This window comes from Afipia sp. GW822-FHT03D08 (assembly GCF_058801645.1).
The window spans coordinates 208,581-220,321 of sequence record NZ_JBXANK010000001.1 but is presented as its reverse complement, the minus strand read 5'-3'; the positions used below and the strand labels follow the sequence as shown (position 1 = coordinate 220,321).

Below are 11,741 nucleotides of genomic sequence, written 5' to 3'. Positions count from 1 at the left end.
TGGTGAGATCGTGAAACGAAACAGCGCGATACGACGCATCGTCGTCACTGGAATGGGTGCGGTGTCCCCGCTTGGCGCCGGCGTAGAGGCCAACTGGTCGCGGCTGATTGCCGGGCAATCCGGCATCCGCGCACTGTCCGATAATGTTGCGGCTGACCTGCCGGTGAAAGCCTGCGGCATCGTTCCCGATATCGTCGAAGATCCGGAATTCGGATTCGATCCTGATCGCGCAATTCCGAAGAAAGATCAGAAGAAGATGGACCGCTTCATCCAGTTCGCCATGATGGCGGCGGACGAAGCGATCGCACAGGCCGGATGGAAGCCGGAAGATGCGCGGTCCCGCGAGCGCACCGCGACCATTATTGGCTCAGGGGTCGGCGGATTTCCCGCCATTGTCGATGCGGTCCGCACCGCCGACGAACGCGGCGTGCGCCGCCTTTCGCCGTTCACCGTGCCGTCATTCCTGGTGAATCTCGCGGCGGGACAGGTTTCTATCAAGCATGGCTTCAAGGGAGCACTTGGTGCACCCGTGACTGCATGCGCGGCCGGCGTTCAAGCCATCGGCGATGCCGCCCGCCTTCTTCTTGCGGGTGAAGCGGATGTCGCAATCGCCGGCGGCGCTGAAGCCTGTATCGATCGCGTCAGCCTCGGCGGCTTCGCCGCCGCACGCGCGCTCTCGACCAATTTCAACGACGATCCGCAGCGCGCATCGCGCCCCTTCGACCGCGACCGCGACGGCTTCGTGATGGGCGAAGGCGCGGGTATCCTAGTCATCGAAACACTCGACCACGCGCTGAGCCGCGGGGCAACGCCGATCGCCGAACTCGTCGGCTACGGCACCACGTCCGACGCCTATCACATGACCGCCGGACCGGAAGACGGTGACGGCGCGCGGCGTTCGATCGAGATTGCGCTTCGGCAGGCGGGGATTTCGCCGATCGAGGTTCAGCATCTCAACGCGCATGCGACCTCGACACCTGTGGGCGACAACGGCGAGCTCGCGGCGATCAAAGCCGTATTCGGGACCGAAGGCCGGGTCGCGGTCTCCTCCACGAAATCTGCAACGGGTCACCTGCTCGGTGCAGCCGGCGGCCTCGAAGCGATCTTCTCGGTGCTGGCGCTGCGCGATCAGATCGCTCCCGCGACCCTCAATCTGGATCATCCGGATGCGGCAGCCGAAGGTGTCGACCTCGTTCGTGGCGCCGCACGGCCGATGGCCATGGAGCACGTACTGTCGAATGGATTCGGCTTCGGCGGCGTCAACGCCAGCGTTCTGTTCCGCGCCTGGTAAGGCGCGGCCAGACGCGGAAAGCTAAACTGGCTTGCGTGTCAGCCGCTTGTTCTTCGCGGTGAGATAGTCTCGCGTTACCGGCGTCGCACCACGTCCGGGCTTATACATCAGTTCGTCCGAAGAAACCGTGCGTCCTGATGTGGAGCGCAAGACCAGCGGTGCAACCGCCGATCCGCTGACGCGGTCGAACGCGACGGCCGGTTCGTTGCCGCGCCCCGACACCCAGCGGTCGCCCCATTGCATGATGGCCATCAGCGCGACCTGAAATTCCTTCGCCTTCACTGTCGGAACGTATTCAAAGCGCGTTCCGCGCTTGCCGACATCCATCTGGGTTAGCATTCCCTCTTCCACGAGGTGCCGGAGCCGATCCGTGAGCGTATTCCTTGCAATGCCGAGACCGCTCGTAAATCCTTCGAATGTGCGGACGCCCGCCAGCGCATCCCGCAGGATCAAAAGCGACCACGCGTCGCCGAGCACGGCGAGCGAACGGGCGATCGAGCAGTTCAACCGGCTGAAAGAAGGCTCTCGCATACCAGTCATTTCCTTCATTTAGTTGTTAATCGAGACTAGTTGCAATATCGGACTATTTATAACATTTCGCAACGGGCCGCCAAGCGGCGATCATGGGAGGTCATCATGCACAACGTTCAGATCAACGCTTTCGGCAAGCCATGGGAAGTTGTCGAGACCGTCAGCCTCCCCGATCCCGGAGCACCGGGTGCCGGCGAGATCGTCGTCGACATGGAATTTTCCCCGATCAATCCATCCGATCTCGTGCTGATGCGTGGGATGTATGGCGTGAAACCGAACTTGCCGGCACCGGTTGGCGCCGAAGGCGTCGCCCGCGTCGCCAAGATCGGCTCCGGCGTGACCGGAATCAAGGAAGGCGATCGTGTTCTGTTTCCGCGGGGCGCGTCGACCTGGCTCACACGCGCCAAGGTCAAGGCCGACGGTCTCTTTGCATTGCCGGCGAACGCAGACCCGCAGCAGCTTTCGATGCTGATGGTCAACCCGCCGACGGCGTATCTCATGCTGACCGAGTATGTCGCCCTCAAGAAAGGTGACTGGGTGATCCAGAGCGCGGGAAATTCGGCCGTCGGACGCGCCGTCATCGCCATCACAAAGAAGATGGGCATTCATACCGTCAGCGTCGTACGCCGCCCGGAACTGATTGAAGAACTCAAGAAGCTTGGCGCCGATGTCGTGCTGGTCGAGGGGCCGGATCTGGCCAAGCGTGTCAGGGAAGCGACCGACAAGGCCAAGATCATGCTCGCGCTCGACAGCGTCGGCGGACCTGGCCTGATGCCGCTGAACGATTGCCTCGCCAATGGCGGCACGCTTGTCGCCTACGGCGTGATGAGCGGCGGACCCGGCCCTTTCTTCACGGCTCCGAATATTTTCCGCGACCTTACGCTCAAGGGATTCTGGCTGCTGAACTGGTTTAACAAAAACTCGCCGGAACGCGCTCTGGAGGTTCAGAAGCAGGTGGCGAGCTGGATCGCGGACGGAACAATCTACACGCCGGTGGAGGCAACCTATCCGCTCACTGAGTCCAAGGCCGCGATTTCCCACGCTGCCAAAGGCGCGGGCAAAATCCTGTTCAAGGGCGGCTGAAAAATCGCTTCAAAACCGGAAGCGAACGTTCATCGGCGCTTCGATGATGCATGGGTGGGCTTCCCTGTTCAGGGCGGCCAGACTGGCCTAGAACAATCCGCATCATCGGAGCGCCCCATGACCCAACCTGCTATCGACCACCGCAATGCCGATCAGATCGCGTACTGGAATGGTCCAGGTGGCCGGCACTGGACCGACCGGCAGCAGCTCCAGGACGTTGTGCTTGCGCCGGTCTCCAAAATCCTGATCGACCGTGCGACCGTCAAGGCTGGCGAAGCCATCATCGACGTCGGTTGCGGCTGCGGTGCCACCTCCTTTGATCTCCTGAAGCAGGTAGGGGCCACCGGCCGAGTGACCGGTATCGACATTTCCGAGCCGATGCTGGGGCGGGCCCGAAAGCTTGCGCCGGCGAATGCGCCGGTCGAGTTCGTGCTGGCGGACGCCACCGTGTATCCTTTTGCGCCGGAAAGCGCGGACATGCTGTTCTCCCGCTTCGGCGTGATGTTCTTTGCACAGCCCACGGACTCCTTTGCAAACCTGCGCAAAGCTTTGCGGCCGGGCGGTCGCCTCGCCTTCGCCTGCTGGCGGACACCGCGCGACAATCCATGGATGATGCTCGGCCTGCAGGAGGCTTACAAATTCGTGCCGAAACTTCCCGAGGTGAAGCCGGACGATCCGGGCCCGTTCTCGTTCGCGAGCGAGGAACGGGTCCGCGGCATCCTTGGCGACGCAGGTTTCTCGGATATCAAAATGGAGCGAGCCGATCTGTCGCTCGACATCGCGACAGGCCGCGGCCTCGAAGCGGCCATCGAGACTGTCCTTGCGATCGGTCCCGCCAGTCGCGCGCTCGACAACCAGCCGCCGGACAGAATCGAAGCGGCCACGCAGGCGATTCGCACAATGCTTGCTGCGCACCAGAAGGGCGACACGGTCCCTCTCGGCGGCTCGATCTGGATCGTTACCGCGGCGAACAGCCGCTAGTCCCTGGCAATCCGAATTCCCTGCCAGCATGGGCCGCGTGTTGCTGCGGGAACATAACATTGTTCTCGGCGCTTATTCGTATCCGGCAATCCATTGCGGAGACAACGATGGCGCGGAAATACTCGAAAGGTGCAGCAAAGAAAGTCGCGCGTGCGATGCACAAGCGAAAGAAGGGTACGCTAAAGAGCGGCGGATCCGGCAAAACGGTCAAGAGCCGGAAGCAAGCCATCGCGATCGGCCTTTCTGAAGCCCGCAAGGAAGGAAAGAAGGTGCCGGCAAAGAAGTCTGCGTCAAAAGCCCGGAAAACAAAGAAGGCAAAAAAGACGAAGCGGTCGACGTCATAACGCGCAGGTCAAATCCACCAGCATCGCGGGCATTAAGTTTGTCGCGTAATGCCGATGGCAAATGTGGTTTTCCACTGGCCCCAGCCTGCCCGCTCGACAAGGACAAGGCGGACTTTTAGTCTGCGCGCCGAACCCGGGGACAGGCTGAACGATGCTACCGAAGATCTGTCGTGCGCTGGCGCTTGCAGTTGCCTTGTTGGTGCAACCAGGCGCGGCGACGGCACAGGCCGACACCAGCGTTGAGATCACCTTCTGGAACTCGGTGAAAGACTCAAAAAATCCCGCTGAAATCTCAGCCTACCTTGATAAATATCCGAATGGCACATTCGCAGCCCTTGCCAGGATACGGCTGGACGCCCTGAGACAGAAAGCCAACCAGCCTCCCGGCGAACAATGGGCCGCCATCGGGTTTGCCGCGCGCGGCGCCTGGGGCGCCGTGTGGCAGAAGGCAACGCGGGATGAAGCCGAGGCGCGCGCGCTGACCCTGTGCGTCAACAACGGCGGGCGCGGTTGCAAGGTCTCATCCACGACCAAATGCGGCGCGATGTCGTTCTACACCACACGTATCCGACGGACCCGTTACTGGGGCGCCTTCACAGCCGAAGGCCCTACGCTCGGTCAAGCCATCGATGCTGCGGCAGCGCGCTGCCGCAAGGAAGGCCGCAGCCCGTCGGATTGCAACATCCGGGTTTCGTTCTGCGCGGATGGAAGCCACAAGAGCTGATTGCCCGGGGCCTCAGCGGCGCTTAGGCCGCCGGAATCACATCGACCGCCACGGCCAGCTTCTGCTTGCGCGATCCGACAATAATTCCATCGACAGGCGAGACATCGGTGTAGTCGCGGCCCACCGCGAGAACGACATGATCGTTGCCGATCACCAGATCGTTGGTAGGGTCGAACCCCACCCATCCGATCTCCTCGCCACACCACACCGACACCCAGGCATGCGTCGCGTCCGCGCCCTGTAGCCGCGGACGCCCCGGCGGAGGCGTGGTCCGCAGATAACCGCTGACATAAGCCGCGGGCAGCCCGAGGCCGCGCAGCCCCGCGATCATGATATGTGCGAAATCCTGACAGACCCCTCGCCGCTTCTTGAAGACCTCTAACAGCGGCGTCGATATCTCAGTTGCTTTCGAGTCATAGACAAAGTCACGGTTGATCCGTCGCATTAGTTCAACCGACGAGACGAACGCCTCACCGCCGGCCGGAAAACATTCCGCAGCGTAGGCGGTAATTGTCGGCTGGATCGGCACAAGCGGGCTGGCGAACAAATATCCGACAGGAGAGACCGCTGCGAGGCCGTTCGACGTGAAGGCGGCTTCGCGCACCTGTTCCCAACCGGGAGAGGCCATGTCGCGCGGCAGAGCGGTGCGTGTGACGTCCACGCGCGATCGCGCATCAATACGCAGAACGCGGTGCGCGGTCTCGATCACGATACTTTCAGTACGGATGCCGAAGAAGTCCGTCCTCACCGCACGATCGAGCGGTGTCGGCTTGATCTCGACGTGATGGGAGATCAAATGCTGGCCATCGCCGTTTTTTGGCTCGAGCCTCAGTGAGCAGCGCGCAAAGCTGACCGGGCTCTCATAGGAATACGTGGTGACATGACGAATGTCGTAAATCACGCAAACCCCGTGAGCTTCTCGGGGCGCAACGCGAGACTTCCGTGCGGAAAGTAGTGCGATCCGATCGCATCAGCCAGATTCAGCAGGTCCTGCTCAAGCGAGAACAGGGTCTTTGCATCGAATGACTCTGCCTCCCCCGCGATCATCGCAGCCTGGAGGCTGACAGCACAACGATGCGGCGGATCGATCAGGCCGCCTTCGCGCATGCTCGGCAGGCTCGCGATGTGCTCGTTGAGCGCCGCGATCTGGAACGCCACCGAACGCGGATTGAAGGAATCCAGCACAACCAGGTCGCGCACCGGCGCCAGTACGGGCCCCACCATATAGCGCGAACGATAGGTGATCTGGCAATCGACCAGCGTCAACAGCAGGTCGAGGTCCTCGGCAGTTGCCTTGTCGTCGGCGAACTGACGCGCAAAACGCGCAGTGTTGATGGCCCGCTCGACGCGGCGGCCCATCTCGAGAAAGCGCCAGCCCGCGGCGCGGTTCATGTTCTCTTGCGCAAGACCTGCGAACGTCGCCAGTGATTGCAGGGTCCACTCCGCGGCCTCAAGCAACGCTTCATCGTCTTCGGCCTTTTCCGACAAGCGTTCGACCATGCCGGTGATGACATGCCACGCATCGGGCGAAAGGCGCTCGCGCAATGTAGTGGCGGTGCGTTGCGCGGAACGAACCAGCGACAGCGCAGAGCCGAACTTGTCCTTGGCCTGAAGCGCTTGCGCCGCTGTGGTCGCGAGTTTGGTGCGCGTCGATGGCGAGGTTGCGCCCCACGCGACGAGCAACCGCTGAATGCGTTCGATCACCGGTTGCATCGGCGATGGGCCCTTGCCGGGTTCACGCAATGCGCCGCCGAGCGCACGAACCAGCCGCAGCGTAGCCTCGGCCCGCTCCAGATAACGGCCAAGCCAGAACAGATTGTCTGCCGCGCGGCTTGGCACCCATCCGGCAATGCGCCTGATACGAACGGCATCGCTCGGCGGCAACAACGTGGACGTCGCGACTTCCTTCTCCGATACAACCCAGACGTCGGCGGCGCGTGCGCCCTCGCCCATTGACACCGCGCGCGCATCAGGCTTGTCGGCGATGCGGCAGAACCCGCCCGGCAGGATGGTCCAGCCTTTCGGCGTGGCGGCGGCGAAAACCCGGAGAACGAACGGGCGTGGAGAGATATGCCCGTTGTCCCAAACCGGCGTCGTGGAGAGGCGCACCATCTCCTGCCCGACATAGTCGATGCCGCGTTTGCCGATAGCATCGACCAACTGCGCGCGCTCATCTTTGGAAAGGGAACTGCCGACAATCGGACCACGGCCCGGGAAACCGGGCACAGACGGTCCGTAAGCACCGTCGATCGCCATGTCATCGAGGCGCGAAAGCACCTCGTCACGGGCGGATTTCTGCCCGCACCACCACGTGGCGATGTGCGGCATCTTCAGGTCTTCGCCGAAGAAGCGCTGGCTCAGGCTCGGCAGGAAACCGAGCAGCGTCCGCGCTTCCATCACGCCGGAGCCGGGCATGTTGGCGACAGCCACGCCGCCCTTTCTGATGACATCGATCAGGCCCGGAACGCCGAGCATGGAACGCGCATCGAGCTCGAGGGGATCGAGAAAATTCGAGTCGACCCGCCGCAGCAGCACGTCAAGGCGCTTCAGGCCGGCAACGGTGCGGACGTGCAGCCGATCCTCGCTCACCGCCAGATCATCACCTTCCACCAGCAGAAAGCCAAGATAACGCGCCAATGTGGCGTGTTCGGAATAGGTTTCGCTGGAATTGCCCGGCGTGAGCAGCCCGATGCGCGGTTCGTCGCGATCGGCAATGGCCCGCAGGCTGTCGCGGAACGCCTCAAAGAACGGCGCGACGCGCTCGACATTCATCGACGTGTAGAGGTTCGTCAGTGCGCGCGACAGCACCAGCCGGTTTTCGAGTGCATAACCCGCACCGGACGGCGCCTGCGTGCGGTCGTTCAGCACCCACCAGCGCCCGTCGGGTCCACGGCCGATGTCGGCCGCGTAGAGATTGAGATAATGTCCGCCGGGCGGCGTCACGCCGCAAACCGAGCGCAGATATTCCGCGCTGCCGGCGACGGCGGCCGCCGGCAAAGCACCCTCCGCAATCAACCGGCCTTCGCCATACAAATCGCGCAAGATCTGTTCCAAAAGCTCCGCGCGCTGGGCGACGCCTTCCGAAATCTGCTTCCATTCGGCTTCGTCGATCAGCAGCGGCAGATGGCTGAGCGGCCAGGAACGATCCGCAGCGTCACCCGGTGCGCGATATGTGACGCCGGCGTCGCGCATATGCTGATCCGCGGACGCAAAGCGGCGTTCGATCTCGCCCGGCGTGAGCGTGGAGAACGCGTCGAAGAACCGGGTCCATACCTCGCGCGGCTGGCCCTCTGAGTCGAGGAATTCGTCCGGAATTCCGGGCAACGGCGTATAGCCGCGGGTGCAATCCAGAAGATCGCGCTGCGCTGCTCGCGGTGCCTTTTCTCCGCTGTCCGTGTCCGCCATCCGACTCGCTTTCTGCTCTTCGCGACAACTTCGCCGATTATGGCGGCGGCCTCAATGCGGGAGCGGCGTCCGGAGGTCCAGAGTCAGGGGAAATTCGAGGGTCCGTTCCTCGGAAGGCACAGTTATCGGGCCCGGCGTGTGCCCGTGGTCCTGAAAGCGGGCAAGCCGCCTCGCTTCGGCCTCGTAGCTATTGACCGGCTTGGTGTCGTAGCTCCGCCCCCCTGGATGGGCGACATGGTAGACACAGCCGCCCAGCGAGCGGCCATTCCATGTGTCCAGAATGTCGAAAGTCAGCGGGGCGTGAACCGGGATCGTCGGGTGAAGACCCGACGATGGCTGCCATGCCTTGAAGCGTACGCCGGCGACGGCCTCGCCCGCGCGTTCGGTATTCGTCATCGGCAACCGGCGGCCATTGCAGGTGATCACGTGCCGGCCCTCGATAAAGCCGTTGACCTTGACCTGCAATCGCTCGACTGATGAGTCGACATAACGCACCGTACCGCCTGCGGAGCTTTCCTCGCCGAGCACATGCCATGGCTCAAGGGCCTGACGAAGCTCAAGCGTCACACCGCCGTGCTGGACGCTCCCGAACACCGGGAACCGAAACTCGAGTTGCGCCTCGAACCATTCCGGCTCGAAATCGTAACCAGCCTGCTTCAAATCCGAGAGCACGCCCCTGAAATCCTCCCAGAGGAAATACGGCAGCATGAAGCGATCATGCAGTGTCGTCCCCCAGCGCACGAAGCGGCCATCCTGCGGTTCGCGCCAGAATTTCGCGATCAACGCGCGGATCACAAGCTGCTGCGCAAGGCTCATGCGCGCGTCAGGCGGCATCTCCAGCGCGCGGAATTCGACGAGACCGAGACGCCCTGTGGGGCTGTCGGGTGAATAAAGTTTGTCGATGCAGATTTCGGCACGATGGGTGTTGCCGGTAATGTCGACCAGCAAATGCCGGAAGGTGCGATCGACCAGCCACAGCGGCACTTTCTCGCCTTTTTGCGGAATGTTAAAGAGCGCGATTTCCAGCTCATAGAGCGCGTCGTGCCGAGCTTCATCGATACGCGGGGCCTGACTGGTCGGTCCGATGAACATCCCGGAAAACAGATAGGACAGCGACGGATGACGCTGCCAATAGAGCACCACGCTCTTGAGCAGATCGGGCCGCCGCAGGAACGGCGAGTCCGCAGGCGTGCCGCCCCCCACAACAACGTGGTTGCCGCCGCCGGTGCCGGTGTGACGGCCGTCGATCAGGAAACGGTTCGCGCCGAGGCGAACATGCGCCGCCTCCTGATAAAGGCTGATGGTCGTATCGACGATTTCGCGCCAGTTCTTCGCCGGATGAATATTGATCTCGATCACACCGGGATCTGGGGTGACCTTGATGACCTCTACGCGCGGATCGTAAGGCGGAGCGTAACCTTCGACATGAACCTGAAGCTTCATGTCCTCTGCGGTTGCCTCCACCACCGCGATCAGTTCGAGATAGTCCTCGAGCTTCTCCACCGGCGGCATGAATGCGCAGAGAATGCCGTCGCGAATCTCAATTGACAGCGCCGTGCGGACACCGCCCTTTCCGCCAGCCTGCTGCTCCTGAATGAACTGGCGCGGTCCGCCATCTGCCAATGCTCCCCCATCGAATACGGGTGGCTGAGCGACCGGCTCGGACGAAGCAGCCGTAGCATCGAACACCGGCAGCGGTTCGCGCTCTTCCGTCGGGTCCTGCTCAACGATATAGGGATAATCCTCCGGCGGAATCCATTGTAGTGAATTCATCGGCAGCCGCAGACCCAGTGGCGAATCGCCGGGCATCAGGAACAGATTTCCGCGCCGGAGATTCCATTTCTCGCTCCGCCAGCGGCTGGCGGCCTTCGCATTCCAGCGTTGTACCGGCAGCACGAAGCCACGCGGCACGTTCAGCCCCTGCTGAAACACCTGCGCCATGCGCGAGCGTTCTTCCGGATCGGCGAGCTTCGAATCGCTTGGATCGACATTGCCGGGAAGGCTGTTCTCCTTCAGCAACCAGTGCGCCTGATCCTCATAAGCCGGCAAAACATAATCGGCATCGACACCGAGTTTCTCCGCAACACCTGCGGCGAATTTTTCCGCCTGCTCGATCTTCGCAGAGCGTGGCCCTTCCATCGGCGCGATCAGATCGGGATTCCGCCAGATCGGCACGCCGTCCTTGCGCCAGTAGAGCCCGAAAGCCCAACGTGGCAGGCTTTCACCCGGATACCACTTACCCTGCCCGTAATGCAGCAGGCCACCTGGTGCAAAGCGCGTGCGCAAGCGGCGGATGAGATTATCGGCAATGCCGCGCTTGGTCGGGCCGACTGCGGCTGTATTCCACTCGGCGGACTCCAGATCGTCGATCGAGACGAATGTCGGCTCACCGCCCATTGTCAGCCGGACGTCATCGGCCGCGAGATCGGCATCCACCTTTTCGCCCAGCGCATCGAGACGCCGCCATGAATCGTCGGAGAATGGCTTGGTGATGCGCGGCGCCTCGTTGACGCGTGTCACCTTCATCTCGAAACCGAAATCGACATTGGCAGAACTGACATTGCCGCTGATCGGTGCTGCGGTCCGGTAGTGCGGAGACGCCGCGACTGGGATATGTCCCTCGCCTGTCAGCATGCCCGACGTCACATCGAAACCGATCCACCCGGCGCCGGGCAGATAAACCTCCGCCCACGCATGAAGATCGGTGAAATCAGCCTCGACTTCTCGGGGCCCCTGCAACGGGTCGATGTCAGGGCGTAACTGAATGAGATAGCCGGAGACGAAGCGCGCCGCCAATCCAAGATTGCGTAGCGCCTGAATCAGAAGCCAGGCGGAGTCGCGGCACGAGCCCGCGCCGCTCCGCAACGTCTCTTCAGGCGTCTGAATTCCCGGCTCCATGCGGATGACGTAATTGATCCTGTCGCGCAGCTTCGCGTTGAGTTCGACAAGGAAGTTCACAGTGTTGGTCGGTCCGCGCGGAATGCTCGCAAGATATTCCGCGAGCAACGGCGTGACTGGCTCGGTCCTCAGATAGGGCGCAAGCTCGTCGGCAAGGTCAGCCGGATATTGAAATGGAAACGTTTCCGCGTACGGCTCGACAAAAAAGTCGAACGGATTGACCACCGCCATATCGGCGATGAAGTCCACCTCGATCTTGAATTCAAGCGTCGGCTCGGGAAACACGAAGCGCGCGAGCCAGTTCCCTTGCGGATCCTGCTGCCAGTTGACGAAATGCTTCTCGGGCAAAACCTTCAGCGAATAGCTGGAAACCCGTGTGCGCGAATGTGGCGCCGGCCGCAATCGGATGACCTGCGGCCCCAGGCTGACGGGCTGATCGTACCTATAATGTGTGACGTGATGCAGGGCGACGGCGATGGACACT

9 protein-coding genes are annotated in these 11,741 nt (G+C 62.2%); 5 read left to right on the top strand and 4 right to left on the bottom strand.

From position 1 onward, the window contains the following. Positions 1–28 precede the first annotated feature (28 nt). A complete protein-coding gene (gene fabF / locus AC1RM7_RS01010; RefSeq protein WP_024921319.1) occupies positions 29–1,291 on the top strand; it encodes a beta-ketoacyl-ACP synthase II in 1,263 nt (420 codons plus the stop codon). A 21-nt stretch (positions 1,292–1,312) separates the two neighbouring features. Here the strand turns inward: fabF and AC1RM7_RS01005 are convergent, their stop codons facing one another. Further along, complete coding sequence (locus AC1RM7_RS01005) at positions 1,313–1,822, bottom strand: winged helix-turn-helix transcriptional regulator (protein WP_024921318.1); 510 nt, start codon at positions 1,820–1,822, stop codon at positions 1,313–1,315. Between the two features lie 105 nt (positions 1,823–1,927). Here AC1RM7_RS01005 and AC1RM7_RS01000 point away from each other — a divergent pair, with 105 nt between their 5' ends. From AC1RM7_RS01000 to AC1RM7_RS00985, 4 genes are all read left to right on the top strand, one after another. After that, positions 1,928–2,905: a zinc-dependent alcohol dehydrogenase family protein gene (locus tag AC1RM7_RS01000; RefSeq protein WP_024921317.1), complete on the top strand. Its 978-nt coding sequence runs from the start codon at positions 1,928–1,930 to the stop codon at positions 2,903–2,905. A 117-nt stretch (positions 2,906–3,022) separates the two neighbouring features. Next, the gene (locus AC1RM7_RS00995) at positions 3,023–3,886 is read left to right on the top strand and encodes a class I SAM-dependent methyltransferase (protein WP_006020186.1); all 864 of its coding nucleotides are present in this window, start codon (positions 3,023–3,025) and stop codon (positions 3,884–3,886) included. 107 nt (positions 3,887–3,993) lie between these two features. Continuing rightward, the gene (locus AC1RM7_RS00990) at positions 3,994–4,230 is read left to right on the top strand and encodes a DUF6496 domain-containing protein (protein ID WP_006020185.1); all 237 of its coding nucleotides are present in this window, start codon (positions 3,994–3,996) and stop codon (positions 4,228–4,230) included. 151 nt (positions 4,231–4,381) lie between these two features. After that, a complete protein-coding gene (locus tag AC1RM7_RS00985) occupies positions 4,382–4,954 on the top strand; it encodes a DUF4189 domain-containing protein (protein ID WP_006020184.1) in 573 nt (190 codons plus the stop codon). A 22-nt stretch (positions 4,955–4,976) separates the two neighbouring features. Here the strand turns inward: AC1RM7_RS00985 and AC1RM7_RS00980 are convergent, their stop codons facing one another. The 3 genes from AC1RM7_RS00980 to AC1RM7_RS00970 are packed head-to-tail and all read right to left on the bottom strand — an operon-like array spanning position 4,977 to position 11,740. Continuing rightward, positions 4,977–5,855: a transglutaminase family protein gene (locus tag AC1RM7_RS00980; RefSeq protein WP_006020183.1), complete on the bottom strand. Its 879-nt coding sequence runs from the start codon at positions 5,853–5,855 to the stop codon at positions 4,977–4,979. Further along, positions 5,852–8,359, bottom strand: coding sequence for a circularly permuted type 2 ATP-grasp protein (locus AC1RM7_RS00975; RefSeq protein WP_024921316.1), 2,508 nt, complete (start codon positions 8,357–8,359; stop codon positions 5,852–5,854). The genes AC1RM7_RS00980 and AC1RM7_RS00975 overlap by 4 nt, the downstream gene beginning before the upstream one ends. 51 nt (positions 8,360–8,410) lie before the next feature. Then, complete coding sequence (locus tag AC1RM7_RS00970; protein WP_024921315.1) at positions 8,411–11,740, bottom strand: transglutaminase family protein; 3,330 nt, start codon at positions 11,738–11,740, stop codon at positions 8,411–8,413. Position 11,741 lies beyond the last annotated feature (1 nt).

Bases quoted from the DNA above. Each gene is read 5' to 3' on its own strand.
- AC1RM7_RS01005 (WP_024921318.1), bottom strand. From the start codon at position 1,822: ATGCGAGAGCCTTCTTTCAGCCGGTTGAACTGCTCGATCGCCCGTTCG.
- AC1RM7_RS01000 (WP_024921317.1), top strand. From the start codon at position 1,928: ATGCACAACGTTCAGATCAACGCTTTCGGCAAGCCATGGGAAGTTGTC.
- AC1RM7_RS00995 (WP_006020186.1), top strand. From the start codon at position 3,023: ATGACCCAACCTGCTATCGACCACCGCAATGCCGATCAGATCGCGTAC.
- AC1RM7_RS00990 (WP_006020185.1), top strand. From the start codon at position 3,994: ATGGCGCGGAAATACTCGAAAGGTGCAGCAAAGAAAGTCGCGCGTGCG.
- AC1RM7_RS00985 (WP_006020184.1), top strand. From the start codon at position 4,382: ATGCTACCGAAGATCTGTCGTGCGCTGGCGCTTGCAGTTGCCTTGTTG.
- AC1RM7_RS00975 (WP_024921316.1), bottom strand. From the start codon at position 8,359: ATGGCGGACACGGACAGCGGAGAAAAGGCACCGCGAGCAGCGCAGCGC.